Origin of the sequence: Dyadobacter linearis, assembly GCF_907165045.1 — a bacterium.
GTDB lineage: Bacteria > Bacteroidota > Bacteroidia > Cytophagales > Spirosomataceae > Dyadobacter > Dyadobacter linearis.
This window is the reverse complement of record NZ_CAJRAU010000008.1, coordinates 186,123-212,615: the sequence shown is the minus strand read 5'-3', so window position 1 is coordinate 212,615 and position 26,493 is coordinate 186,123. Positions and strand designations below refer to the sequence as shown.

The following is a 26,493-nucleotide window of genomic DNA, read 5'->3' as shown; positions in this document are numbered from 1 at the left end:
TAAAAGGTAGGTTGCATACGCGTTACGCACCCGTACGACAGTGACATTGCTGCCCCTTCGCCTTGCATGTATTAAGCCTGCCGCTAGCGTTCATCCTGAGCCAGGATCAAACTCTCCATTGTAAATTATTTGTAATGGCCGAAACCATCTATACTTCTAAACGAACTATCTTTTTGCTCTCTTCATCATGTCAAAGAACGTTGCTCTGAATCTTTCAGAACTAGTGGTCTCGCCGTCTGCGCTACCGTTGTTCCCGATTGGGAGTGCAAAAGTGCAGGCTTTATTTTTAACTTCCAAATCCCAAAGCAAAATATTTTTACCAAAATTCTAACCCAAGCACGCAACTCCCTGAAAATGAAAATAAAAGAACTAAAAAAAATTTGAAATATTTTCAGACCTTCCAATAATGAGTTCTTGAAATGAAAATGGCACCCACTTTCGTAGGTGCCATTTTCATTTCAGATAGCATTACTATCTCAACTGCCGCAAGCCTCGCAGCTTTCAGGATCATCAAGTGAGCATTGCATGTCAGATCTATTATCACGAGGCATCACAGGTTTTGCGTGATCCTCCGCGTATTGTACGTAATTCAATTCCTTTTCTGTAACAACTGCCGTAGCAGGTTCCAGCAACACTTCTGCCTGCTTGCTAACCGTAAATTGAACGGGATCAGATGCTGCACGTGTACGCAAATAATACATACCTGTTTTAAGTCCTTTTTTCCAGGCGTAGAAATGCATAGAAGTCAGCTTACCGAAATTCGCTTCTTCCATAAAGATATTAAGTGACTGCGATTGGCAAATGTAAGCCCCGCGGTCGGCGGACATATCCAGTAAGCTACGCTGCTTAATCTCCCAGGCCGTCTTGTAAAGATCTTTAACGTTTTGAGGGATATTCGGAATGGCTTGCACCGATCCGCTTGCACGGACCAAATTATTTTTCATTTCCTCATTCCATAGATTCAGCCTTACCAAATCCTTCAACAAATACTTATTGACTACCACAAATTCCCCTGAAAGAACCCTTCTCACATATATATTAGAAGTAAACGGCTCAAAACACTCGTTGTTCCCCAGAATTTGACTCGTGGATGCAGTTGGCATAGGCGCCAAAAGCAGTGAATTGCGAATTCCGTACCTCATAACATCCTTCCTCATCTTCTCCCAATCCCAGCGATTACTGTCGGGAGTTACGTTCCACATATCAAATTGGAAGATACCCTGCGATATTGGACTACCAGCCCAGGTTTCGTACGGTCCTAACTTCATAGCAAGCTCCATAGAAGCTTCCATTGATCCATAATAGATCGTTTCGAAAATCTCCTTGTTCAACTGGCGGGCTTCGTCAGAGTCAAATGGCATGCGCATTAAACAGAATGCATCGGCCAATCCCTGCACACCAATACCGATTGGCCGGTGTCTTTTATTGCTTTTCTCAGCTTCCGGAATCGGATAGTAATTGAGGTCAATGATCTTGTTCAGGTTTTTCGTGATCACTTTGGTGATCTCATATAACTTCTGATGATCAAATCGCATATACCCGTCAGGACCCTGCTCTACAAACTTCGGTAATGCAATAGAAGCCAGGTTACATACAGCTACCTCATCAGGCGCAGTATACTCAATGATCTCAGTACAAAGGTTCGAAGACTTGATCGTGCCCAGATTCTTCTGGTTGGACTTACTATTCGCGTGATCCTTATATAACATGTAAGGAGTACCGGTCTCAATCTGCGACTCCATGATAGCAAACCACAGATCTTGAGCCTTTATAGTCTTGCGGGCCTTTCCTTCTAATTCATATTGCTCGTACAGTTTCACAAAGTCATCGCTGTGCGTATCAGAAAGTCCCGGGCATTCGTGCGGATCGAAAAGTGACCAGGTATCGTTGGCCTCAACGCGTTTCATGAACAAGTCGGGAATCCATAATGCATAGAAAAGGTCGCGCGCACGCTGTTCCTCTTTCCCGTGATTTTTCTTCAAATCCAGAAAATCAAAAATATCGGCATGCCAGGGTTCCATATATATAGCAAAAGAACCTTTGCGCTTTCCACCCCCCTGATCCACATATCTGGCAGTATCATTAAATACGCGCAGCATCGGTACAATACCATTGGATTGCCCATTTGTACCTTTAATATAAGAACCTGTTGCACGCACATCGTGAATGCTCAATCCGATCCCGCCCGCAGACTGTGAAATCAGCGCGCAATTTTTGAGGGTATCATATATACCACTGATACTATCCTCCTTCATTGTCAAAAGGAAGCACGAAGACATTTGCGGTTTCGGCGTACCTGCATTAAATAAGGTAGGCGTTGCGTGGGTGAACCATTTTTCAGATAGCAAATGGTACGTTTCAATCGCAGCCTGAATATCTTCCTGGTGAATACCAACCGCAACCCGCATCAGCATATGCTGCGGACGCTCTACAATTTTCCCGTCAACTTTCAGTAAATATGATTTCTCGAGGGTTTTATAGCCAAAATAATCATAGGCATAGTCGCGGTCATATATAATAGTAGAGTCAAATAGCGAAGCATTCTGGCGAATTACCTCATACACTTCCTTTGAAATGAGCGATGCATTTTCACCAGTCTTAGAATCTATATATGTAAATAAGCGCTTCATTGTTGCCGAAAACGACTTCAATGTGTTCTTATGAAGATTTGAGATCGCGACGCGGGCAGCAAGGATCGCGTAATCCGGGTGCTTGGTGGTCATCGAAGCCGCAGTCTCGGCAGCGAGGTTATCCAGTTCTGCGGTGGTAACACCATCGTAAATACCGGAAACAACCTTTTTGGCTACCTCGATCGGCTGAATATACTTGCTGTCCAAGCCGTAGCTTAGTTTTTCAATGCGGGCCGTCACCTTATCGAATTTTACAGATTCGCGGCGACCGTCTCGCTTAATTACATACATTGACATAGTAAAGTGGTGTTTTAAAGGAAGTTAGTGATGTATATTCTGGGGAGTTGACTTTCTAAAACCTGTTGAAATAACACTAAATTAGTCACAATCGCAACCGGCATTCCGGGCAGAAATCGGCGTTTACCGGCATAGTACAAATGAAGAAATTGGTAATAAACTTATACCTAGTTATTTAGCTCCCAAAAGGGTAAGAAGTATTCAATGAAAAATTTTCAAAAATATTTTCAGCTACAAAATTTGCAAACATTTTTTGAATGCCTTTTTACTCGAACATAAATTATTGCTTCGACAACAACTGAAAATCAAGCAATTAATAAGAAAAAATTATTTATAATAAATCTTAATTAGAAAACTTTTATTAACGGGGACTTGCATTTAAAACCAAATATTTACAACAAAACGAATTAAACTAATTACCAATATGAGCATTGAAACTGACCAAAATAGCAGAAGAACCTTCCTGAAAAAGACCTCAGGCGTATTCGCGGGGTTGGCAGCCGGATCCCTGATTCCCGAGGCATTTGCAATGCACGGAACAAAGCCCGAATATATGATCCCGCTTGGCGTTTATGCTGCATATGATAAGGCCAACTTTCTGAAAGAATCTGGATGTTCGTACATAGAGGAGTCTGTCGGAGGATTCCTGATCCCTTCCGGGGGCGACGAAAAGTATCAGCAGAATTTGCAGCAGCTCCATCAGGACAACTTTCCGATCAAGTCTTATGTGATCTTGTTACCAGCAGCATTGAAAACGCTGGGCCCCGATGCTAACCATGAGGCCATCCTGCAAAGGACCGAGCTCGTTTTGAAGCGGGCGAAGGAATGCAAATCTCAATATGTAGTATTCGGAAGCGGTGGCTCGCGGATTATCCCCGAAGGTTTCGACCGGGCTACCGCCAAAGCCCAGCACATTGAATTGACAAAAAAAATGGCGCCGCTTGCTGAAAAATATGGTGTTACTATCGCGGTAGAGCCACTTAACAAAGGAGAAACGAACTTTATTAATAGTCTGGCCGAGGGAGTTGAGATCATTGACGCCGTAAAAAGCCCGTCGATCAAGCTGCTTTGCGACATATTTCATATGTTAAAGGAAGATGAGCCCGCGACAGAGATCGTGAAATATGGCAAGCATATTGTGCATTGCCACATTGCCGAAAAAGAAAACCGAACTCCTCCTGGCGTAAAAGGCGACGATTTCAGACCGTATCTCAGCGCATTAAAGAAGATCAAATACAAAGGCGGGCTGTCTATTGAATGCTTTACTTACACCGATTTTCATAAGGAAGCGAAGAAAGGGATCGAAGTTCTGAAACAGCAACTTAGTGAAGTTTAGCAGTAGAAATTTTCGTATGGTATTAATATTTAAAAAGATACAGTTTTAATACTTGGTTTGAAAAATTAGAATACTTACTTTTGCAATCCTTTTTGAGAATTGTATAGAAACAAATAATACCATATACCAATGAAAAAAGATATTCATCCCAAATATAGAGAGGTAATTTTCTGGGATTTGTCGAGCGACTACAAATTCGTTACACGTTCTACAATCGAAACCACGGAAAATATTACTTGGGAAGACGGTAAATCTTATCCTGTTTACAAAGTAGAGGTTTCTTCTCAGTCACACCCTTTTTATACTGGTAAAAACGTACTGGTTGATACTGCGGGACGTGTTGACAAGTTCAGAAAACGTTACGGACAGAAAGAAGCTTAATCAGCACTTCGCTTTTTGGCTTTAAATAATTATGGAAGCAGTCTCCTGACAAATGTTCAGGAGACTGCTTCTTTTTTTGTCCCAACCAATAAAATGACCGAACTTTGATCATACATACTGATTCAATATGCCCGCTGTAATTCTCTTTGACGACCCAGTACTTCGCACACAACTATTGCCACTTACATACACCAGGCCAATTGCGGGAATCCGCTGCGGCATTCAGACAATCGCCGAAAAATGGGCGGGCTGCCTGAATTCGACGGTATCTTTCCAGACAGAAGCGTATTTAAGTACAAAATTCACTTCCATTAAAACCGGCGATAATTTGTATATCAATGGCGGCCTCTGTCCTGACGTTGAGTTAATTAAAGTCATAAATAGTTTGGAAATCGGTGCTATGCTGATCTCCGAAAAGGACGAGTTGCTGGCTTTACGAACTGACAAATCGTGGCAGTATAGTCGCGAAACTGGTCAGTTTAACCTGCTAACTTATTCAAAACCATTCACCCTGATCAGGAACGTTTGGGATATATTCACTTTCAATGGAGCTCAGATTAAAGCTGATTTTGAAAGAATTACATCTAATAAAAAATCAATAGCGATATCTGATCCTTTTACGCATTGCTATAATCCCGATCAGATATTTGTCGAAGAAGGTGCTGTTATTAAGGCTTCCATTTTGAATGCAGAAAACGGCCCCGTTTATATTGGTAAAAATGCATTGATCCAGGAGGGTTCTATGGTGCAGGGGCCATTTGCGATCGGTGAAAGTTCGGTACTGGCACAGGGAACCAAGATCCGGCCCAACACTACGATCGGACCTTTTTGCAAAGCAGGTGGTGAGATAAGTAACAGTATATTAACAGCTTATAGCAACAAAGGACACGATGGTTATCTCGGCAATTCTGTTCTAGGAGAATGGTGTAACCTCGGCGCAAATACAAATAACTCAAATCTAAAAAACGACCATAGCATCGTCAAACTGCACAGTTATGCGACAAACCAGCTGGAAAATACCGGCTTAACAAACTGCGGACTGATCATGGGAGATTATTCAAAAGCCGGCATTTCTACCATGTTCAACACCGGAACCATAGTTGGCGTAAGTGTGAATGTATTTGGCGGTGGTTTTCAGCAAAAACACATTCCTTCTTTTTCCTGGGGCGGATCTGCGGAAGGGATCTGTGAATATCGCCTGCAAAAAGCTGCGGCAGTTGCTGCTGACACAGTTGGCAGACGAAATGTCGATTTTGAGGAAACAGATCGTGCCATTTTGCAGGCGGTATTTGACCTAACGCAAAATCAGCGCAATTATTAAACACGCACTTCATTCTAAAAAGTTAACTCAGATTTACCGTGCTCTTTAAAGATATTCCAGGCCTTGAACCGATCAAATCCACGCTGAGGCGCTCGGTGAAAAATAGTCACCTGGCACATGCACAGCTATTTGACTTTCCGCCGGGCGGGGCAGGGCTGGCAATGGCGCTGGCTTTTTCAACCTATATTAATTGCGAAAACAAGCAGGAAGACGATGCGTGCGGAACTTGCGCCTCCTGCTTTAAAATGGGTAAACTGATTCACCCTGATTTCCACTTCATTTTCCCTATTGCAACCTCCAAAAAAACGGACGGTAAAACCAGTGAAGCTTTTCTCCCACTCTGGCGCACATTTTTGCTCGAAAATCCTTACCGGGTTTTGCCGGACTGGCTGGACTTTATCAGCGCAGAAAACAAGCAGGGAAATATTTCTGTGGAGGAGGCAAGAGGCATTCTCAGGAAACTTTCGGTAAAAGCTTACGAAGGTGAATACAAGATCCTGCTGATCTGGAAGCCCGATATTATGAATGCGGCTTCTTCCAATGCAATACTCAAAATCCTTGAAGAACCGCCTGAAAAGACACTTTTTCTGCTGGTAAGTGACCAGTCTGACAAATTATTGACAACCATTATTTCCCGCACCCAGCGCATTACAATTCCTGCATTTTCCGATGACGAAATCCGCAGCTATCTAAAAAAACAGGATATCAGCGAAAGCATCGTCAATCAGGCTACTTATTTGTGCGATGGAAATTTGTCTGAAGCATTAAAACTGGTTCAGGAAGACGAAGACGATCGCTCGGGCTGGTTTGCCGGCTGGATGCGTTCCTGCTATAAATATGATGTTTCACACCTGGTGAAGCTTGCCGACGGATATGATGTAATGCCCAAAGAGCGGCAAAAAGGTCTTTTAGAATACGCATTGCGGCTTTTCAGAGATATGCTGATTTGGAGTAATGGGGCCGGCGAATTACTTCGAGTACCTCAGGAAGAACTGACTTTCGTTCAAAATTTTTCAAAAGCTGTCACTTTTGATTCTTTGGAGAGGATGGTCGGCGAGGTAAATACGGCGCATTACCATATTGAGCGGAATGTGCGGGCCAAAATGGTTTTTCTGGATCTTTCACTAACTATCGCTCATTTTTTTCAGCGCAAATGAAACACTCACTACAAATAATCGGCGCAACGGACATCGTAGACTTGCCCGAACTGGGCTGGTTCAATGTCCCGGTACGGATTGATTCGGGAGCTACTACCTCTTCTATCCATTGTTCGCGGGTAAAATTGATCAAAGAAGGCGAGCAAATTCAGCTGCAATTTTATCTCGATAAAAAAAAAGGAGCCCCGCAGGAGTCTTTTATCGTCGACGAATTCAAGGAAACCTTTGTCCGGAATTCCTCTGGAAAAGAAGAAAAACGTTATGTAATTAAAACCAAGATCAAGATTTTCGGAAAAAAGATACGAACCGAATTCTCGCTGGCGAACCGCCGTAAAATGCAATACCCGATATTACTTGGCCGCAAACTGCTGAAAAACAGATTTCTCATTGACGTTTCCCAAAAAAATCTATCCGCTTCAAAGCTTTCGTCCGCGTCAAAGCGTTTGAAGTCTGATGAATAATACCCTCACCCGTTCTGCTAATTATTCCGATTCTATGAAAATCGCCGTTTTGTCCACCAATGCAGACCTTTATTCGACGCGCCGTTTGGTGGAGGCAATCAAGCAAAAAGGCCACGAGGCCACTGTTATTGACCATGTTAAGTGCTTTGTCATGATCGAGGGAGGCAAGCCAACTATAATATATAAGGGAAAACCGATTCCTGAGATCGACGCGGCTATTCCCAGAATTGGTACTTCTGTAAGTGCGTTCGGTTGTGCGGTAGTGCGCCAGCTGGAACTAATGAAGGTTTTTACTACCGTCAAATCACAGGCGATATTGCGATCGCGCGATAAGTTGCGCAGTATGCAGGTTTTAGCAAAAGCAGGAATTGATATTCCTAAGACCGTTTTCGCCAAAAATCCTTCGCAGGTAAATGAATTGATCCACCTCGTCGGCGGGCCGCCGGTCGTGATTAAATTGCTCGAAGGAACGCAGGGAGTGGGCGTAGTTTTAGCCGAAACCATCAAGGCAGCAAAATCTACGATTGAAGCTTTTTACGGATTGAGAGCCAATTTCTTGATCCAGGAATACATTGCCGAGTCAAAAGGCGCGGATATTCGTGCATTTGTGATCGGAAATAAAGTAATAGCGGCAATGCGCCGCCAGGGAGCCGATGGAGATTTCAGAAGCAACCTGCACCGTGGCGGCCAGGGCAGCCTGGTAGAACTTACCCCGGAGGAAGAAGAAACTGCCGTAGCTGCGGCAAAAGCATTGGGCGTAAAGATCGCCGGCGTCGATATGCTGCAATCTGACCGCGGGCCGCTGGTCATGGAAGTCAATTCCTCCCCCGGCCTGCGTGGAATTGAAGAAGTAAGCGGGATCGATGTAGCCGCATTGATTGTTAGCTATATTGAAGACAAAATTGTTACCGACGAAGGCGATACTGTTGGAGTTTAAAAAGAATACAAATCATGCATATTAAAATTGGAACACGCGGTAGTAGGCTCGCTCTTTGGCAGGCATATTATGTCAGGGACCTTTTACTGACGGGCGGGATAGATTCGGAGATTGTCGTTATTGAAACAAAAGGAGACAAAATCCTTGACAGGTCTTTGTCGAAAATCGGAAGCAAGGGCGTTTTTACCCAGGAACTGGAAGATCAGTTGCAAAGTGGCGAAATTGATATTGCCGTCCACAGTGCAAAAGACCTGCAATCACAACTGGACGATGCATTTGAAATCATCGCATTCACCGAGCGAGAAAAAGCAAACGATGTGCTCGTAAGCCACAATACTGCATTGTCGCTAAAAAGTGGCGAAACGTTTGTAGTCGGCACTTCTTCGACCCGGCGGATCGCTATTTTGAAGCATTTTTACCCGCAGATCAAAACTGTGGATATGCGGGGAAATCTGCAAACCCGACTGCGAAAACTGGAAGAAGGACAGTGCGACGCGCTTTTACTGGCTTACGCCGGAGTGCACAGAATGGAATATGACAACAAGATCGCGGAGCATTTACTATTGGATGAGTTCACGCCGGCAGTCGGCCAGGGAAGTGTTGCGATTGAATGCGCGGTGACGCTCGATGAAAGAAAGAAAAGTCTTTTGAAAGAGTTACTCAATCACAAAGAAACAGAAACTTGCCTCCTTACCGAGCGTGCATTCCTGAAAAGATTACAAGGCGGGTGCAGTATTCCGGTATTCGGTATGGCGACATTAAATGAGGATCAGATCCATATCACGGGCGGCATCGTCAGCCTCGACGGTTCTGAACTGATCCGCAAAACGCAAACCGGCGCACAGGCTTTCCCGGAAGAACTTGGACTAGCCCTCGCCGACGAGCTCCTCGAAGCCGGCGCAGACAGGATATTGCAATCGATCCGATCCCAAAATACACTGGCCTAAAAAGTAAAAGCCCGGCACTGAGTCCGGGCTTTACTTTGGTTAACGGGTTATGTATTACTCTTTCTTCGGAAGTGAGTCCGCGGGAACCGCAGGTTTTGCCGGAATTGAATCTGTTTTCGCAGGAATTACTGTACTGTCAGGTTTAATAGTCGAATCTGCCGGAACCACCGGTCTGGTTGTCGAATCCGGAGTTACAGCAGGTACAGCTGGTCGGGCTGTCGAATCAGGACGCATTGTCGAATCTCTTCTCATCGTTGAATCCGGACTCAAACCTGGCTGCACTGGCATTCCCTGACGCATAGGTCTTGCGGTACTATCTCCCGCCGGAGCCACGCCTTGTGGTCTTCCAGCTCCGTTTGGTCTTGCAGGTGTCATCGCAGGAGTTGAAACTGCGGGTGCAGCTTGTCCGCCGCCGCCGCCATCCATTCCGCCGCCATCGCTTTTCTGATCATCGTTGTTAATCGATTTTCTTCTACGTGATTTTTGCTCCACAAATGTCATTTTACCCAAACGATAAGAGAAATTCAACCTAAAACCTCTGTTAAACAGATAGTTGGTATTGGTCTGTGTAAATGTATTGGATTCAAGACTGGTGCGCATTTTGAAAGAAGGCGCCAGGAAGTTTTCCATTCCGAAACCGATACTTCCGCGTTTGTTCTTGAAATCCTTTTTAATTCCCAGATCATACATCCGGAAACCAGCCTGCGTACCCTGCAACTGCACTTCGCGACCACGGGCAAAACCGCCAGCTTGCAATCCCCAGCCATTTTTGATATTCAAACTGGTACGGAAACGACCGCTGATAACCACCCCGCTGTTATTGGATTGAAGGGAAGGGTCCGGGCTATTGTTTGTCAAATTCGCATAATAAGCGTCAAATCCACCACCGATCTGCCATTTCTTGAACAAAGTGATATTTCCGAAGACATTCACACCGTAGTTTTTCTTCTCCCCGATATTACCAAAAGTGGTAGAGATCACGCCGGAAGTGTCCGTAGTACGAATGCTCTCGATGGAGTTATTTGTAAAACGCGCAAAACCCGAAACGTTAACATAAAGTGAGTTTTTGAAGAAACTCGTTCCTACTTCCACCTGATCCGTCAGCTCAGGATCGAGGTTCGGGTTACCAAAACTGATATTCTTCGGGTTGGCTGAGTTTACATTAGGGTTAAGGAATTGAATACCCGGGCGCTGTAAACGGCGGTTATAGCCCAATTTAATAGTTTGTCCCTTGCCAAAAGTTTGGGACAAGTTAAGGCTTGGTACCAGGTTACTGTACGACGGCAGGTCCAGTTCTCCCCGCTCTCCCTGCGTCGCGTCGATGCTGGTATATTCGTAGCGCGTTCCCGCTTTGATCGTAAATCTGCTTTTGGTAGTATAGGTATAAGATAAATATCCCGCGCCTACATTCTGATCGTAGTTCAATGCACTTACCGGCCGCGTCGCGATCAGCCCGCCGTATTCGATATTACTTACTACCTGCCGGAAAATGCCCTTTCCACCAAACTCAAACATTTGATTATCCTTAATAGGAGTCTGGTAATCGACCTGCACCGTACTTTCCTGGTTATGGCTGTTGTTATCGTTCAATTCCTGTCCAAGAAACTCGCGGGTACTAGTGCCACTCCATGAATATACGTCGGCCTCATAATCATTCGTGCGGTTGTTCCGGCTAAACTGGGTTGAAATGCTCAGTTCCTGCTGCGGCTTGGAAAGTGTTTTGATATAATCTACATTGACATCCCAGGTACCGGACAAATCCTTCGAGTTAACATCCCGGAAACCGTTCCGGACAGGACCAGCGCTGGGCGTGTCAAACGTAGATAATTGTTGTGAATTCCGCATATTCCGCATTCCGTAGCGGACACTTGCCGAAAGTGAGGTTTTAGAATCGATCTCATAATCCCAACCGAAATTGTAAGAACCGAAAGACATTTTGTTGTCTGATTCGCTGGTCTGGCGAATAGAGAAATTCTCTGTTTTACCTACCTGCAAATTTTCCGATTTACCGGGCATATTGTAGTTGAACCTGCCGAAACCTCCCAGACTGAAACCCATTTTACCAGCGCGGTAATTTCCTCTCAGCCCCAGATTTGAACCCCTGTTTCCAATACCTGTATCCAGATTCAATGTTCCGCCCTGGATCGTGCTTTTCTTGGTTACGATATTGATAATACCCGCAGAACCCTCCGCATCATATTTTGCAGAGGGAGAAGTAATTACCTCCACCGATTTGATCATATCCGCCGGAATCTGGCGCAATGCATCTGCCACGCTGGTCGCGATGATTGTAGAAGGTTTGTTATTGATCAATACCCGAACATTGGAACTACCTCTTAATGAAATGTTTCCGTCCAGGTCGACCGTCAGCATCGGGACTTTCCGCATAATATCGGAAGCATCGCCGCCTTTGCTGGTAATATCTTTCTCAGCATTGTAAACCAGCCTGTCGACCTTTTCTTCGACCAGCTGCGCCATTCCCACAACTTCCACTTCGTTCAGCTGCACCACATCCGGCGCCATGCTTATTGAACCCAGATTAAGGTCTGATTTGCGATCAATCTTGATATCGTTGATCGTTTTTGTTTTGTAGCCAATAAATGAAATAAGGATCTTAAAATCGCCCGATGCCACTTTTGACATAGTGAATTCCCCCTTTTCGTCGGTAGTAGTGCCATCGATCGGGTTATTCGTTTTAATATCAACAAGTGATAATGCCGCAAATTCGACCGGCTTCTTGCTTACAGAATCCACAAGAATCCCTCTTATTTTTCCGCTTCCGCTTCGTGTATCCTCCGCGGTTCCTGGTATAACCGTCTGCCGCTGCCTGTCGCCGCCTCCGCGGAAATCTCCTCCGCCGCCTCCACCCGGCCGGCCTCCTCCGCCAAACTGCGCGTGGGCTCCAAATGTGATTCCGGTCAAAAGCGCCAGAATAGTAAATCGTATACTAAGTTTCATGGTTGGGGTTTGTATTAAATGCATTATCCGAGTCTCAAAATAAGTACCTAATACCTGCGCAAAAAAAAGGAATAGATAGAAACAGGTAATGTACCGATCAAAGGCGCGTTTCAAACGATCAAGTTGCACGTACTCACCGATGAAAATCCGATTCTTATGATTAATAGATTCCACACCTCGATCAGTCGGTATTCACACTCCTTTGATCGATTGAAATAGTGTATTTGAAAATTTCCCTGTAAGATTGTGGTTGTATGTCAGGATCATTGACATACCAACTCACCGATGAAAATAGATACGCGTGCCGCAAGAAAATACCCGCCACTGCTCCTGCACCTTTTAGGATGGGGTTTCCTGGCTATGTTCCTGATGTGGCAGCCACTCAACTGGCAAATACAATTCCCGATCGCATTCTGGATCAAACAGGCTGTTCTTTTTACATTACTGGTAGTTATTTTTTACACAAACTACTATGTACTGTTTCCGCGATTTTTAGCCAGGAATAAATATGTTCAGTTCATTCTCCTGAATGTAGCACTGGTACTGGCGATCGCTTTTGCGATGGAACAGGTTAAGAACAATATTGATTTTGGCAGCCAGATGGAAAGTGCGTTCCGTTTGGCGAGAGAAGCGAATGGAGAAAAGAAACGGGCTGAAAAACTGGATAATTTTGCTATGATCACGGCATTGATGGTGATCGGGCTCAGTACCAGTATTGCAGCTGTGCGCAATGCACAGATGGATAAACAGTACCGCCAGAATCTGGAAAAAGAAAAGATCAATTCCGAACTCTCGTTCCTGAAAGCGCAGATCAACCCGCATTTTTTCTTTAATACCCTAAATAATATTTATGCATTGACGGTAATCGACGTCGAAGCGGCCCGCGAGGCGCTGCATAAGTTGTCCAGAATGATGCGCTATGTGCTTTATGAAACCCAGCACGGAACCGTTTTGCTTAGTCAGGAAATCGCTTTTGCGCAGGATTATATACAATTAATGCAGCTCCGGCTCACCGACAAGGTGACGGTACATTTGGACCCGCCTGTTCCTATGCACGACGTTTCTATTGCGCCAATGCTATTTTTGCCTTTTATTGAAAATGCATTCAAACACGGGGTAAGCGCAGTGCAGCCAAGCCGTATTGATATCAAGATCAGTCAAAGCGGAAATAAGATTTTTGTAGAAGTGAAAAATACATTATTCCCAGACAAAAGGGCGATTCTGGATGAAAGTAACGGGATCGGACTGGCGAATACCCAGCGACGCCTCGATTTGCTATACCCCGGAAAATACCAGCTGGAAGTGAACGAGAATAAAGTTGAGAAAGAATTTGAAGTACATCTTGAATTGGAAACGGCATGAATGTATTGCAATGCATAGCCGTGGACGACGAGCCGCTCGCACTTGGATTAGTTTGTGCTTTTATTGAAAAAACACCTTTTCTATCGCTTACCGGAAGGTATTCAAGCGCGGTAGAAGCATTACAAGTGATTCATACCCAGCAGATCGATGTCATTTTCCTTGATATTCAAATGCCCGATCTGACCGGAATTGAGCTGGCCCGTGTGATTGAAAAAGCGGGAGGCAGAGCTCCCAGGATCATATTTACAACCGCATTCAACCAATATGCCCTCGATGGCTTTCGGGTCGACGCACTTGACTATCTCCTAAAACCCTTTAATTATGAAGAGTTCCTCCGTGCTGCATCGAAAGCGCAGGCTTATGCCGAGCTTTTGCAAAAAGCATCGTCGGCTGGCTCCGTGGAAACAAAGGATGAATACCTGTTTCTGAAAGTTGAATATCAGCTTGTCCGGATTGCCTACGATGATATTCTGTACACGGAGGGACTCAAAGATTATGTTAAAGTCCACCTGAAATCAGACCCGAAACCAATACTGTCGCTTACCAGTCTGAAAGCTTTGGAGGAAAAATTACCTTCCTCCAAGTTCATGCGCGTGCACCGTTCTTTTATAGTTAACCTCGATAAGATCAGCGCGGTAACTAAGAATACGATCCAGATCGGCACGATCACGATCCCGGTAAGCGACCAGTACAAAGAGAACTTCAACCAGTTTTTGAGTAAATGGATGTAGCTATTTCAGCTCTTCCTTCAAAAAATGACCTGTAAAGCTGCCTTTCACTTTGGCGACTTTTTCGGGAGTACCTTCGGCAATAATACGTCCACCCTTCGCACCACCTTCCGGCCCCACATCTATCACATGGTCGGCGACTTTGATCACGTCGAGGTTATGTTCAATAATCAATACGGTATTTCCCTTTTCGACAAGCTTGTTCAAAACATTCAGCAAATGCCGGATATCCTGAAAATGCAGCCCGGTTGTAGGTTCGTCGAGGATATAAAGCGTTTTGCCGGTATCGCGTTTCGACAATTCCTCCGACAGTTTCACGCGCTGTGCTTCTCCGCCTGACAATGTAGTCGCGTGCTGGCCAAGGGTAATATATCCCAAACCTACATCATTCAGTGTCTGCACTTTACGAAGCAATCTTGGCAAATGTTCGAAAAAATCCAATGCAGTTTCAACCGTCATATCGAGGATATCTGCAATCGACTTGCCTTTAAACCGTACTTCCAGCGTTTCGCGGTTAAAGCGTTTTCCTTTGCAGGTCTCGCAATTGATATGTACGTCGGGCAAGAAGTCCATTTCAATTTTCTTCATTCCCGCACCCTCACAATCCTCACAGCGGCCGCCTTTTACATTAAATGAAAACCGGCCCGGCTTATAACCGCGGATCTTAGACTCCGGAAGCTCAGCGAAAAGTGAGCGGATATCTGTGAAAAGATTCGTGTAAGTAGCCGGATTTGAGCGCGGAGTCCGACCGATCGGCGACTGATCTACTTCAATTACTTTATCAATATGTTCCAGACCTTCCACCGATTTGTAAGGCAGCGGCTCTCTTCTGGACTTATAAAAATGCGCATTCAACAGCGGGAAGAGCGTTTCGTGGACGAGTGAGGATTTTCCACTCCCACTCACGCCGGTCACACATATCATCGTCCCAAGCGGGAACGACATATTCACATTTTTCAGGTTGTGCCCAGTGCAGCCTTTCAAAGAAATCGATTGCCCGGATCCTTTTCTGCGCTTTTTGGGAACATCAATAGCCTCACGCCCGCTCAGGTATTCGGCTGTAAGCGAGCCATTTTTCAGAAATACCTCCGGCGTGCCGGCACCCACTACATTTCCTCCATGGCGACCAGCTCCCGGACCAATATCGAGAATGTAGTCTGACGCAAGCATCATATCCTTATCGTGTTCCACTACCAGAACCGTATTCCCCAGATCGCGCAGACTTTTCAAGGAATTGATCAGTCGCACATTATCCCGCTGGTGCAAGCCAATACTCGGTTCGTCCATAATATAAAGAACGCCCGTCAGCTGCGTACCGATTTGCGTGGCCAACCTGATCCGCTGCGCCTCTCCGCCCGACAATGTCCGCAATGCGCGGTTCAAAGTCAGGTAATCCAAACCTACATCTAGCAAAAAACCGACGCGTTTTCTGATCTCTTTCAAAACCTCGTGGCCGATCACTTTCTGTCTTTCTTCCAGACGATCTTCGAGGTTTACCAGCCAGTCGGCCAGCTCGCGCACGTCGCTGTTTGATAGCTCTGAAATGTCTTTTCCGTCAATCCTGAAATGCAGCGACTCTTTTTTCAGCCTTTTTCCATCGCATTCCGGACAAGTGCGGATCGACATAAAGTCTTTGAGCCAATCCTGAATTTTATCATTTCCACTTTCCTGCTGCCTTTTCAGGAAGTTGATAATCCCGTCAAACTTCGTTTCCCATTCTGTACCCGGATACTTTTTAGACGGTACCGGCACAGCATCTTCACTTCCGTAAAGTACCAGCCTGACCGCCTCTTCGGAAAATTTGTTGAGCGGGGTTTGTAATGTGATCTTATATGGTTTGAGTAGTACTTCAAGCTGTTTGAAAATCCACGCCTCCCGGTATTCGCCCATCGGCGCGATCCCGCCTTTGGCAATGCTCAAAGTTTTATCCGGCATAATGGATTCTTCCGTGATCTCCTCGATCAGTCCCAGCCCCTGGCAGGTGGGGCACCAGCCGTACGGGGAGTTGAATGAGAATGCATTGGGCGCCGGATCGTCATAACTTATCCCGGATTCCGGGTCCATCAAATTTTGAGAAAAATAATAGGTTTGCCCTTTTTCATCCAAAACCATCAACGCGCCTTTCCCCTGCTTGATCGCCGTCGCTACTGACTGGCTTAGCCGGTATCTCGACTGACTATCTTCCGCTTCACTTTTAGGAATGATCCGGTCGATCACGATTTCAATATCGTGCACCTTGTAACGGTCGAGTTGCATTTTGGGTGTAATATCCATTACTTCGCCGTCCACGCGCACCTTCGTATAGCCCAGACGGGTAATTTGGACGAACAGCTCACGGTAATGCCCTTTACGACCTTTTACGACGGGCGCGAGCAGTACCGTTTTTTTGTTAACAAACTGAGTTAAGAGCTGGTTAACGATCTGATCCTGAGATTGCTTTACCATTCTGCGGCCCGTCACATACGAATATGCGTCACCGGCGCGCGCATAAAGCAAACGCAAAAAATCATAGATTTCCGTCACAGTACCCACGGTAGAGCGCGGGTTCCTTGATGTGGTTTTTTGTTCAATGCTGATAACAGGCGAAAGTCCGCTGATCTTATCCACATCGGGCCGCTCCATTTCACCTATAAAACCGCGCGCGTAAGAAGAAAAACTCTCCATATAGCGACGCTGGCCCTCTGCGTAAATCGTGTCAAAAGCCAGGGAGGACTTGCCACTGCCACTTATTCCGGTCACCACCACAAGTTTGTTCCGTGGGATTTTGACGTCAATATTTTTAAGATTATGCTCGCGGGCGCCCTCTACTTCAATGAGATCCTGCCCTGCAAGTTCTGTCGCATTCAGATGTTCCAATATTTTAGTTGCTGGTGATGAATAATGTTGTGCGGTCGGCTTCTACAAACTAACCACAAAAATACGCCTTGAGTTGCAAAAATTTAACAAGAATGCCTTTCGCAAACTTGTTTTTAATTATATAAACATTTCGTGATTTTCTATTATTACGCAAACGTTGCCAATTTGGATATTAACCTGAATAACACATTTGTAACCATTCGTATATTACAATTAATTCACCAATAGATACAAAATATTCTCTTGCAATATCCCGACGATTCGTATTTTTGATATTATATTGACCATTAGTAATACATAATTAACATTTTAACATCCCCGTTTTATGAGAAAAAATTTACGAGTCATTGTGACTTCCGTAACGCTTTTGCTGTGGGCTCTGCTGGGTAGCAGCGTGGTCTATGCGCAAGACAAACAAGTTACAGGGAAAGTCTCCTCTTCTGCCGATGGTGCCGGGATTCCGGGCGTGAATGTGCAGTTACAAGGTTCCAATGTAGGAACCGTTACTGATTCCGAAGGCAGGTATTCAATCGAAGTAAAATCACCCAATGCAGTGCTGGTCTTTTCGTCGATCGGCTACATTAAACAGGAATTCACAGTCGGTTCGAAATCCGTGATAGATGTGAGTTTGGGTGACGATATAAAAAGTCTTACCGAGGTAGTCGTAACCGGTTATGCATCCCAGCGTAAGCAGGATATTACCGGCGCGGTAACTGTTATTAGTCCAAAAGAATTGACGTCAGTACCAAGTGCCAGCGTAACGCAAATGCTGCAAGGGCGCGCTGCGGGGGTAACAGTTGGAAATGACAACTCTCCGGGTGGCGGAACAATGGTACGTATCCGCGGTTTCGGTTCGATCAACAACAACAGTCCGCTGTATGTAATTGACGGCGTACCGACGCAGGGAACGCTGAACCAGATCAACCCGAACGATATCGAGTCGATGCAGGTATTGAAAGATGCATCTGCTGCTTCTATCTATGGGGCACGTGCGGCAAATGGTGTTGTGATTATTACTACCAAAAAAGGAAAACCAGGCGAGCCGAACATTACATTCGATTTTTACACAGGTACGCAGCGCCCCGGAAAAATGCTGGATCTGCTCAATACCAGGGAGTTGGGAGAATATCTTTACCAGGCTGATTTGGGTGCAGGCAAAAACCCAAGTGCTACTTCCCCTTCGGTACAATATAAATTTGGCCCAAATGGTGAGCAAACCGTTGCCGATTACATTTACCCGAACGTGTTTGGAACACTGCCTGAAAACTACACGTATACCAACGATATCGCAGACCCGAATCTTGGCAAAACAGCATTCAACTTTACCAAGGCAAATAAAGAAGGAACAGACTGGCAGGATGTGATCTTTGATCCGGCGCCTATCACCAACTATCAGATTGGCGCTTCAGGTGGCTCGAAATCAGCTAAATATGCGATCTCGGCTAACTATTTCAAGCAAAATGGTATTCTGAGATATACCAACTATAAAAGGTACTCGATCCGCGCCAACACCGAGTTCACAAAAGGAAGAGTGACCGTGGGAGAAAACCTGACTTTCTCTTATGATGAAAGACAAGGTATTACCAACAATGACGAAGGTAACCCGATCATGTTCGCGATCCGCGTTCACCCGATCATCCCGGTTTTTGACGTAACAGACGGCCCTGTGGCACTTGGCGGCAACAATACCTCGGCGTATAATGGTTTTGCAGGAAGCCGCGGTAGTAACCTGGGCAATGCGCCCAACCCGCTTGCGCGGCTTTACCGTGAGAAAGACAATATCACGAAAGGCACGCACGTATTCGGAAATATGTATGCGCAGGTGGATATCCTTCCGGGACTTGTGGCACGTTCCAGCTTCGGTCTGGAATACAATCAATCCAACCGTTCTGAATATTTCCACCGCGATATTGAGGCTGCTGAGTCGCGTAATGCCAACAGTATGAACGTGATCAATAACCTTGATCGCTCGTATACCTGGTTCAATACACTGAATTATGCCAAGATTTTCGGTTCTCACAATCTGAATGTATTGGCAGGAACGGAGGCTGTTAAAACTTATTCGGCAGGCTTCCAGGCCAGCAGAAGCGGTTTTGCATTCGACGATCTTGACTACCGTTACCTGGATGCAGGTTCGGCAGCAGGTTTGGCCAATGCCGGTGCAGGTGCGACGCTGAGTGCATTGTTTTCGCAATTTGGTAAGGTCAACTACGGTTATAAAGACCTTTTCCTGGCAGACTTTACATTACGCCGCGACGGCTCTTCGCGTTTCTCCGAAGCCTTTCGTTACGGTATCTTCCCTGCATTCTCGGTTGGGTTGCGTCTGACAGAACTGAACTTCATGAAACCAACCAAGAAGGTTCTGGACGATTTGAAAGTACGTTTTGGCTGGGGTAAAACCGGTAACCAGCTGATCCCGAACGTGTATAATGCGTACACGCTTTATGCTCCTGATCCTCAGAACAATGCATACGATATCAACGGAACCGGAACATCGATCGTTGGCGGATTTGACCTGGTTCAGTTTGGTAATGCAAATGGTAAATGGGAAACCAATACTTCTACCAACCTTGGTTTGGATGCGGTTTTGTTAAACAACAAAATGGAAGTCGTACTTGATTTGTACAATCGTATCACAAGCGATATGTTGACGCAGATCGCCATTCCAAGAACAGCCGGTACAGGTACTATTCCTTATACCAACATTGGTGAAGTGCGTAACCGAGGTTTTGATATTGGAGTAAATTTCCGGGATAAAAGAGGTGACTTCTACTATATGGTCGGCGTGAATTTTGGCCACTATAAAAACGAGGTACTGAAACTCAACAATAACCCAAGCGCTACTATTTTCGGGTTCGCTACCCGCCTTCCTGCGATGTCTGCAACCAAGGCCGGCTCTCCTATTGCGAGCTACTACGGTTACTTTGTTGATGGGGTGATCAAAGATCAGGCTGAGGCAGACGCGGCACCGAAATTCGGCTCGTATACCCGTGAAGGTACTTTCAAATTCCGTGACGTAAATGGCGACGGGATCATTACCGCCGCCGACAGAACGATGATCGGAAGCCCTCACCCTGATTTTAACTATGGTGTGAATGTGAATGTAGGTTACAAAGCGTTTGACCTTACTTTATTCGGACAGGGAGTTCAGGGCAACGAGATCTTCAATTATGTGAGATACTGGACAGATTTCAACGTATTCCAGGGTAACAGATCGAAGGATATGCTTTACAATTCATGGAAAAAACCGGGTGACGATGCGAAATTGCCAAGGCTGAATTCAAGCGATGCAACCAGCCAGCAGGTTTCCTCCTACTTCCTGGAAGACGGATCTTACTTCCGTATCAAGAATATCCAGCTGACTTACACGCTTCCTTCGGTATTATTGAAAAAGGTGAAAATTGCTTCTGCGCAAGTATACGTACAGGGACAAAACCTTGTGACTTTCACCAAATACACGGGTCTTGATCCGGATATTAATTTGAGAAGATCAGGAAATGACAATCAGGATACGCACATGGGCGTAGATGAAGGCGCTTATCCGGTTTCAAAATCTTACCTGGTAGGCTTACGTTTCGGTTTCTAATCTTCTTTGACATTCACTTAATTTCATATTTGAAAGATGAAAAAAATAACATTACTAGTCTTTTTGATCGGCCTGAGTTTCTCCTGCTCAGACAGCTTTTTCGATCTGAAACCCCAGGGACGCGCGTCCAGGGAGCAGTTGAGTAATAAAAACGGGGTGAACGCATTGCTGATCGGCGCTTACTCTTTGCTGGATGGTGTAGGCTCGGGTAATACAGGCCGGCAGTCGACGATATCCAACTATGTATTTGGTGGAATAGCCAGCGACGATGCAGTGAAAGGTACCGACGCAGGTGACCAGCCTGAGCAATCTTTTATCGAACAATACAACTGGCTTGCGGACAACACCTATTTCCTTGGAAAATGGTGGCACCAATATGACGGCGTTGCGCGCTGTAACGAGGTAATTCAGGTAGCAACCAGCGATTTGGTGAAGGATATGACAGAAACGGAAATTGCACAGGTAGTTGCAGAAGCTCGCTTTTTGAGAGGATTCTACCATTTTGAAGCCAAAAAAATGTGGAATATGGTTCCTTACATTGATGATAAAATCTATGTGGCGGCGGATCCTAACTCCACCAAAATCCCTAATACTGAGGATATCTGGCCAAAAATTGAAGAAGATTTCAAGTTTGCTGCCGAAAATCTACCTGTGGTACAAGCACAAAAAGGGAGAGCTACGCAATGGGCTGCCAAATCGCACCTTGCAAAAGTGTTGGTGTTCCAGAAAAAATGGGCAGAAGCTAAAACTTTGCTGATGGATGTGGTTCAAAACTCAGGTAAAAAACTGGTCGCCAACTACCACGATAATTACAGAACAACCGGAAACAACAACAGTGAATCGATTTTTGAAGTACAGTTTTCGGTGAATGACGGTACCAATGGAAACAACGGTAATGCCGGCGACAACCTGAACTGGCCGTATTCAGCGAATGCGCCGGGCCGCGGCTGCTGCGGTTTTTACCAGCCTTCTCACAACCTTGTGAATGCTTTCAAAACAGAAAACGGCTTGCCGATGATCGGTGCAGCGGGAGACGGTTCACTCGACACTTACAACAAAGTGGACCTGCCAAATGACCAGGGCATTACCGCTTCAACTGCATTTACTTTGGACAAAACAATCCCTGTTGATCCCCGCCTGGATTGGACCGTGGGCCGCCGCGGCGTCAATTTCCTGGATTGGGGACCGATGCCAGGTTCTTCCTGGGTTCGTGACCAGACTTATGCCGGTCCTTTTTTAGGTAAAAAATGGATGTATTACCTCGCAGAGGAGAACAGTACTACCCACTCTACCAGCAAAAGGAATGTGAATAACAACTTTCGTCTGATCAAACTGTCGCACGTTTTGCTTTGGCTTGCCGAATGCGAAGTGGAACTTGGCAACCTCGGTGCGGCGGAAGGTTATGTAAATCAGATTCGCCTGCGAGCTAAAACTGGCTCGGTTCAGGATGCGAGCGTTACTTACAAAGTGGAGCCTTATCCAGCCGGTACATTCGCTGGCAAAGGCGCAGAATATGCAAGAAACGCGGTCCGCATGGAGCAGAGACTTGAATTTGCAATGGAAGGCCACCGTTTCTTCGACCTGGTACGCTGGGGTATTGCCGAAAAAGTGCTGAACAAATATGCGACGGAAGAAGCTGCTGCGGGCAAAGAGCCGTCGGGACGCACTTTCAGTAAACGAGGATATATGGCCGGAAAAAGCTTTACAGCCAAAAACCTTTACTACCCGCTTCCCCAGGACGAAATCCTGAACAGCCAGCTGGATGGAAAAATGATCCTGACCCAGAATCCCGGATATTAATTACCGATACTTTTTAACCTGACTAAAATGCAAAGACCTGCTCCGGCGGGTCTTTTGCGTTTTATGCCATTATCGATATCTTTAACCTAAGATCTTAGAAAAATGGTTATCAAAAACGAAACGGAATACGAAAGAGCGTCGGAAAGAGCTGATGAAATTTTTGGCGCAAAAAAGGGGACGCCTGAGGAAAAGGAGTTGCAAGAACTACTGAAAGCGTTGAAAGCTTATGAGGATGATTTTGTTAAAATGCTGAAAGACAACGAATAGCTATTGCAGCGTCAATTTTAGCCCGTCAATTTTTTGAGAGCGGGTGACAAATACTTCCGTTGCCGAAACGCGGACCTCTACGGTCATGCTGCATTCCATTTCAAACTGCTGTTCCAATACGTTCAACTCCATTTCCTTGACGATCCGCATTACTTCGTTCATTTGCGGGTATTGAAATGCTATTTTATATCTATTGATGAAATGCCGGGTTACGATCTCCGCAGATGCCAGCGCATCTTCCGTGGCCGCTTTGTAAGCATTGATCAATCCCGGAACGCCGAGTAATGTCCCGCCAAAATATCTGACAACAACCACAATTACATTGTTAATATCCCTGGAATACAGGGTATTAAGGATCGGTCTGCCGGCAGTACCCGATGGCTCACCGTCGTCGCTCATCCGGTAGCTCATTTTATCAGTTCCAAGCCGATATGCATAACAATGATGAACTGCTTTCGGGTGTAGCTCTTTCAATGCAGCGAGATGTTCTTTTGCGTCTGTTTCAACCGAAATCGGAAATAGGTAGGACAGAAATTTGCTTCCCTTGTCTTTGAAGAAACCTTCTGCCGGAGCAGCTATTGTTTGAAAAGTATCGTCAAATAGCACGGGCGCCTCTTTTATTTTTATAAATAACTAAAATGTAAATCAACGCCAGGATCGCAAATCCCCCCATACTGAAAAAAACGAGCGGAAGGTTCTGGATCTTGTTGGCAAATAGTGCAGCTGAAAGAAATGCGCCAATACCGATACCTGCTTCGAGGCAAATGTACATGGTAGCCAAAGCTCTCCCGCGATTTGAATCCTTACTCAGATCGACCGTCCATGCTGACAGAACCGGCGATAAAATTCCCATTGAAATCCCAAAAACAGCGCCTCCCGCCAAAAACAAGGTGATCGTATCGGCATAGCCCGTGATGACCATCGATATGATCAGGATGATACACCCAGCCAGGGTCACGGGAATACGTCCGTGCTGGTCGGAAACTTTCCCCGCCACCAGCCGCACCAATATAGACGAAACGGTGAAGATCATGAAGTAATACCCCTTATTCTGCAAGCCCAAATAGTCGCTGAAATCGGGAGTAATGGTCGCGACGGCACCGAATGAAAAGTAACATAAGAAGGTAATCAAAGCCGGACTGAATACGTCGGGTTCGAAAATATCCCGCCAGCCAATTTTGAATGCATCCACGGACAAAGGTTTCTTCTCTTTCAAGGTTTCTTTCATATTCATCAGAATAGCGATCGAAAGCAATGCAAAAATGGAAGATGTATAGAATAATCCGTTCAGAGAAAATGTCTGACTGATCATACTTCCCACCGCCGGCCCAAATGCAGACCCGACGCCCATACACATGCCGTGAATGCCCATCGCCTCGCCGCGTCTTTCAGCGGGGACAATATCCGCCACGTAGGCTGAGGTACCTGTTGGCTTGAAGCCTGTTGAAAATCCGTGGACAAGACGGAGCAGCAGAAAAGGCATTACTGTGGTGAAAATCGGGTACATTAACCCGCAGACAAAACAGACCAAAGAGCCAAAAGCCATGACCGGAACTCTACCTACCCTGTCTGTCAATCTGCCGCTAAATGGTCTTGATAAACCTGCTGTGAGTGTAAATAGCCCAATAATAGCGCCTTTGTAATCCGCGCCGCCCATATTGGAAAGATACCCGGGGAGCTCGGGTATCAGCATATTGAAGCTGGAAGAAAATAGGAATGAACTGAGACCGAGTAACCAGAACTGCGTGGTGAATATGCTGCGTGGAGCTGTACTTTGCATTTTGCAAAATTACAGGAATCAAGCAAACAAAATGAAACGCTTGCTAAGATATCAGGCTTTGCCGGGTAAGTTCAAAATACTCAGGTCCACGTTTTCGAGCGATTTTTTTGCTGCCTCTACCTTTCTGACAACAAAGGGATCCCCCCTGTGACTCTTTAAATTAGGATCTATTGTTACCTGACCCACTTTAAGCATTCTCTTCTGTTCATTTTTCATAAATGCAGATCTTTAAGTCTTACTATAAACGAATCAAAATCCCGTTCTGTTTCAAAACCTGAAATAAGGCCTTCACTTATTCCAAATACGGTAAAGGTATCGTTCCAATTTTGCATTTCCTTCGCAAGGATAATTTGATACAGCCTTGTTCTGGAAGAGGTACTTCCTTCAAAATACACTGAGCACTGTTGATAATTATTTAAAAAAAGGAATATTGCCTGAATAACTGTCGCAAGTACCTGATGTGTATCGTTATTATTTGTAACAATTAAATCATCGATTTCGCCTTTTTCGTCAAGGTCTCCAAATGCAAGATTGTAAAGATCATTTTGAATCGGCACAAATTGAATCCTTTTCGCTACTACTCTATCAGACGAAATGCTCTGGAAATTAAAAGTGAGATAGTCTTCCGACGACTGTAACGCGTAGAATTTATGGTTCATTCGTGTGTGTTTTTGTAAAGTCAAAGATATCTTTTTTGAGAACATCTCAACCCCATTTAAAGATAATTTGCCAACTTTAAAACATGGTACGCATATTTTATAAGGAAGGACGTTTGATCAAACGTGAAAATGATGTCCGGGAGCTGGGCAAGGTGAAAAACCTCGTTTGGGTGGACTTGCAATCTCCTTCGCCGGAGGAAGAGGAATGGGTTGAGAATAAATGTAATATTAGTTTTCAAACCCCGCAGGAAATCGTGGAAATTGAAAGCAGCTCGCGTTTTTTTGAACAAAATGAGACCATTAACGCAAACTCCAACTTCCTGAGGATAGACCGCGACGGGTACGAAACTTACCCGGTTTCCTTTCTATTAAACCATAATGTGCTTTTTACTTACCGCCGGGGCGATTCCAAAACCTTTGCGGATGTGGTGAAGAAAATGAAAGTGAGTCCCGAGGGTATTCAGGGTGGAGTGGATTTTATGCTGCTGCTGCTCGAAACGCGCATTGAAGCCGATGCAGATTCACTTGAAGGCATTTCAAGAGATATTTCAGCGATCAGCAAAGACCTTACCCACGAGCAAAAAGCCCGGCAGGAAGTGCTGATCCGGATAAGTGGCTTGCAGGAAATTACGATGATGCTGCGCGAAACGAGTATTGACAAACAACGCGTTTTGTCCGGAATTTTGAGGAGCCAGTATTTCCCCGAAGATCGCAAGGAGCATTTGCGGATCATATTGAAGGATATCAGCTCGCTGCTGGAATATACCACGTTCAATTTTGAGCGGCTGGAATATTTACAGAATACTTTTATGGGTTTGATCAACCTCGAACAAAGTCAGGTTATCAAGATCTTCACCGTCGTGACGATCATTTTCATGCCGCCAACGCTCATCGCAGGTATTTTCGGGATGAATTACGACCATATTCCAACTACAAGCCACACGTGGGGATTTGGACTATCGCTGTTTCTCATGGTCTTATCTTCGCTGATCGTACTCTGGTTTTTCAGGAGAAAACGCTGGATCTGATT

General features: G+C 45.3%; 19 protein-coding genes and 1 rRNA gene. 13 read left to right on the top strand and 7 right to left on the bottom strand.

Annotation, left to right across the window (positions count from 1 at the left end; translation table 11 throughout):
* Nucleotides 1–122: ribosomal RNA gene (locus KOD92_RS23475) — 16S ribosomal RNA — on the bottom strand; the annotation flags it as partial.
* 354 nt (nucleotides 123–476) lie between these two features.
* Nucleotides 477–2,921: a ribonucleoside-diphosphate reductase subunit alpha gene (locus tag KOD92_RS23470; RefSeq protein ID WP_215236061.1), complete on the bottom strand. Its 2,445-nt coding sequence runs from the start codon at nucleotides 2,919–2,921 to the stop codon at nucleotides 477–479.
* A 430-nt stretch (nucleotides 2,922–3,351) separates the two neighbouring features.
* Between KOD92_RS23470 and KOD92_RS23465 the strand changes: the two genes are divergently transcribed.
* The 7 genes from KOD92_RS23465 to hemC all read left to right on the top strand — a co-directional run bounded on the left by KOD92_RS23465 (nucleotide 3,352) and on the right by hemC (nucleotide 9,467).
* Nucleotides 3,352–4,263, top strand: coding sequence for a sugar phosphate isomerase/epimerase family protein (locus tag KOD92_RS23465; RefSeq protein ID WP_215236052.1), 912 nt, complete (start codon nucleotides 3,352–3,354; stop codon nucleotides 4,261–4,263).
* Between the two features lie 129 nt (nucleotides 4,264–4,392).
* Entirely contained in the window at nucleotides 4,393–4,644 is a 252-nt protein-coding gene (locus KOD92_RS23460; RefSeq protein WP_215236051.1) for a type B 50S ribosomal protein L31, read from the top strand.
* Nucleotides 4,645–4,771: 127 nt separating this feature from the next.
* The gene (locus tag KOD92_RS23455) at nucleotides 4,772–5,965 is read left to right on the top strand and encodes a putative sugar nucleotidyl transferase (protein ID WP_215236050.1); all 1,194 of its coding nucleotides are present in this window, start codon (nucleotides 4,772–4,774) and stop codon (nucleotides 5,963–5,965) included.
* A 38-nt stretch (nucleotides 5,966–6,003) separates the two neighbouring features.
* Complete coding sequence (locus tag KOD92_RS23450; protein ID WP_215236049.1) at nucleotides 6,004–7,122, top strand: DNA polymerase III subunit; 1,119 nt, start codon at nucleotides 6,004–6,006, stop codon at nucleotides 7,120–7,122.
* On the top strand, nucleotides 7,119–7,583 hold the full coding sequence (locus KOD92_RS23445) for an ATP-dependent zinc protease family protein (protein WP_215236048.1): 465 nt from the start codon (nucleotides 7,119–7,121) through the stop codon (nucleotides 7,581–7,583). The genes KOD92_RS23450 and KOD92_RS23445 overlap by 4 nt, the downstream gene beginning before the upstream one ends.
* A gap of 34 nt (nucleotides 7,584–7,617) precedes the next feature.
* The gene (rimK, locus tag KOD92_RS23440; RefSeq protein ID WP_215236047.1) at nucleotides 7,618–8,520 is read left to right on the top strand and encodes a 30S ribosomal protein S6--L-glutamate ligase; all 903 of its coding nucleotides are present in this window, start codon (nucleotides 7,618–7,620) and stop codon (nucleotides 8,518–8,520) included.
* 14 nt (nucleotides 8,521–8,534) lie between these two features.
* Entirely contained in the window at nucleotides 8,535–9,467 is a 933-nt protein-coding gene (gene hemC / locus KOD92_RS23435; RefSeq protein ID WP_215236046.1) for a hydroxymethylbilane synthase, read from the top strand.
* Between the two features lie 54 nt (nucleotides 9,468–9,521).
* On the opposite strand, the gene KOD92_RS23430 is transcribed toward hemC, so the two are convergent.
* Nucleotides 9,522–12,425 carry an outer membrane beta-barrel family protein gene (locus KOD92_RS23430; RefSeq protein WP_215236045.1) on the bottom strand — a complete coding sequence of 968 codons (2,904 nt, stop codon included), beginning with the start codon at nucleotides 12,423–12,425 and terminating at the stop codon, nucleotides 9,522–9,524.
* Nucleotides 12,426–12,710: 285 nt separating this feature from the next.
* Between KOD92_RS23430 and KOD92_RS23425 the strand changes: the two genes are divergently transcribed.
* Together KOD92_RS23425 and KOD92_RS23420 are read left to right on the top strand one after the other, a co-directional pair.
* Entirely contained in the window at nucleotides 12,711–13,787 is a 1,077-nt protein-coding gene (locus tag KOD92_RS23425; RefSeq protein ID WP_215236044.1) for a sensor histidine kinase, read from the top strand.
* Nucleotides 13,784–14,518 (top strand): LytR/AlgR family response regulator transcription factor, encoded by a 735-nt coding sequence (locus KOD92_RS23420; protein ID WP_215236043.1) that lies wholly within the window; start codon nucleotides 13,784–13,786, stop codon nucleotides 14,516–14,518. Before KOD92_RS23425 ends, KOD92_RS23420 begins: the two co-directional genes overlap by 4 nt.
* Here the strand turns inward: KOD92_RS23420 and uvrA are convergent, their stop codons facing one another.
* Nucleotides 14,519–17,371, bottom strand: a complete 2,853-nt coding sequence (gene uvrA, locus KOD92_RS23415; RefSeq protein WP_215236042.1) for an excinuclease ABC subunit UvrA — start codon at nucleotides 17,369–17,371, stop codon at nucleotides 14,519–14,521.
* Nucleotides 17,372–17,696: 325 nt separating this feature from the next.
* On the opposite strand from uvrA, the gene KOD92_RS23410 reads away from it, so the two are divergent.
* The 3 genes from KOD92_RS23410 (at nucleotide 17,697) to KOD92_RS23400 (ending at nucleotide 23,024) form a co-directional block, all read left to right on the top strand.
* Entirely contained in the window at nucleotides 17,697–20,957 is a 3,261-nt protein-coding gene (locus tag KOD92_RS23410) for a SusC/RagA family TonB-linked outer membrane protein (RefSeq protein WP_215236041.1), read from the top strand.
* A 36-nt stretch (nucleotides 20,958–20,993) separates the two neighbouring features.
* Nucleotides 20,994–22,757, top strand: a complete 1,764-nt coding sequence (locus KOD92_RS23405; RefSeq protein WP_215236040.1) for a RagB/SusD family nutrient uptake outer membrane protein — start codon at nucleotides 20,994–20,996, stop codon at nucleotides 22,755–22,757.
* A gap of 102 nt (nucleotides 22,758–22,859) precedes the next feature.
* Nucleotides 22,860–23,024, top strand: a complete 165-nt coding sequence (locus tag KOD92_RS23400) for a hypothetical protein (protein ID WP_215236039.1) — start codon at nucleotides 22,860–22,862, stop codon at nucleotides 23,022–23,024.
* Here the strand turns inward: KOD92_RS23400 and KOD92_RS23395 are convergent, their stop codons facing one another.
* From KOD92_RS23395 to KOD92_RS23385, 3 genes are all read right to left on the bottom strand, one after another.
* Nucleotides 23,025–23,630, bottom strand: a complete 606-nt coding sequence (locus KOD92_RS23395) for an IMPACT family protein (RefSeq protein ID WP_215236038.1) — start codon at nucleotides 23,628–23,630, stop codon at nucleotides 23,025–23,027.
* Nucleotides 23,620–24,804 (bottom strand): MFS transporter, encoded by a 1,185-nt coding sequence (locus tag KOD92_RS23390; RefSeq protein ID WP_215236037.1) that lies wholly within the window; start codon nucleotides 24,802–24,804, stop codon nucleotides 23,620–23,622. The genes KOD92_RS23395 and KOD92_RS23390 overlap by 11 nt, the downstream gene beginning before the upstream one ends.
* 212 nt (nucleotides 24,805–25,016) lie before the next feature.
* The gene (locus KOD92_RS23385) at nucleotides 25,017–25,463 is read right to left on the bottom strand and encodes a DUF6934 family protein (RefSeq protein WP_215236036.1); all 447 of its coding nucleotides are present in this window, start codon (nucleotides 25,461–25,463) and stop codon (nucleotides 25,017–25,019) included.
* An 83-nt stretch (nucleotides 25,464–25,546) separates the two neighbouring features.
* On the opposite strand from KOD92_RS23385, the gene corA reads away from it, so the two are divergent.
* Nucleotides 25,547–26,491, top strand: coding sequence for a magnesium/cobalt transporter CorA (gene corA, locus KOD92_RS23380; protein ID WP_215236035.1), 945 nt, complete (start codon nucleotides 25,547–25,549; stop codon nucleotides 26,489–26,491).
* Nucleotides 26,492–26,493: the final 2 nt, after the last annotated feature.

What these genes read in the sequence shown, in the direction of transcription:
- KOD92_RS23470 (WP_215236061.1), bottom strand. Translation starts at nt 2,921, where the DNA reads ATGTATGTAATTAAGCGAGACGGTCGCCGCGAATCTGTAAAATTCGAT.
- KOD92_RS23465 (WP_215236052.1), top strand. Translation starts at nt 3,352, where the DNA reads ATGAGCATTGAAACTGACCAAAATAGCAGAAGAACCTTCCTGAAAAAG.
- KOD92_RS23460 (WP_215236051.1), top strand. Translation starts at nt 4,393, where the DNA reads ATGAAAAAAGATATTCATCCCAAATATAGAGAGGTAATTTTCTGGGAT.
- KOD92_RS23455 (WP_215236050.1), top strand. Translation starts at nt 4,772, where the DNA reads ATGCCCGCTGTAATTCTCTTTGACGACCCAGTACTTCGCACACAACTA.
- KOD92_RS23445 (WP_215236048.1), top strand. Translation starts at nt 7,119, where the DNA reads ATGAAACACTCACTACAAATAATCGGCGCAACGGACATCGTAGACTTG.
- rimK (WP_215236047.1), top strand. Translation starts at nt 7,618, where the DNA reads ATGAAAATCGCCGTTTTGTCCACCAATGCAGACCTTTATTCGACGCGC.
- hemC (WP_215236046.1), top strand. Translation starts at nt 8,535, where the DNA reads ATGCATATTAAAATTGGAACACGCGGTAGTAGGCTCGCTCTTTGGCAG.
- KOD92_RS23430 (WP_215236045.1), bottom strand. Translation starts at nt 12,425, where the DNA reads ATGAAACTTAGTATACGATTTACTATTCTGGCGCTTTTGACCGGAATC.
- KOD92_RS23425 (WP_215236044.1), top strand. Translation starts at nt 12,711, where the DNA reads ATGAAAATAGATACGCGTGCCGCAAGAAAATACCCGCCACTGCTCCTG.
- KOD92_RS23420 (WP_215236043.1), top strand. Translation starts at nt 13,784, where the DNA reads ATGAATGTATTGCAATGCATAGCCGTGGACGACGAGCCGCTCGCACTT.
- KOD92_RS23410 (WP_215236041.1), top strand. Translation starts at nt 17,697, where the DNA reads ATGAGAAAAAATTTACGAGTCATTGTGACTTCCGTAACGCTTTTGCTG.
- KOD92_RS23405 (WP_215236040.1), top strand. Translation starts at nt 20,994, where the DNA reads ATGAAAAAAATAACATTACTAGTCTTTTTGATCGGCCTGAGTTTCTCC.
- KOD92_RS23400 (WP_215236039.1), top strand. Translation starts at nt 22,860, where the DNA reads ATGGTTATCAAAAACGAAACGGAATACGAAAGAGCGTCGGAAAGAGCT.
- KOD92_RS23390 (WP_215236037.1), bottom strand. Translation starts at nt 24,804, where the DNA reads ATGCAAAGTACAGCTCCACGCAGCATATTCACCACGCAGTTCTGGTTA.
- KOD92_RS23385 (WP_215236036.1), bottom strand. Translation starts at nt 25,463, where the DNA reads ATGAACCATAAATTCTACGCGTTACAGTCGTCGGAAGACTATCTCACT.
- corA (WP_215236035.1), top strand. Translation starts at nt 25,547, where the DNA reads ATGGTACGCATATTTTATAAGGAAGGACGTTTGATCAAACGTGAAAAT.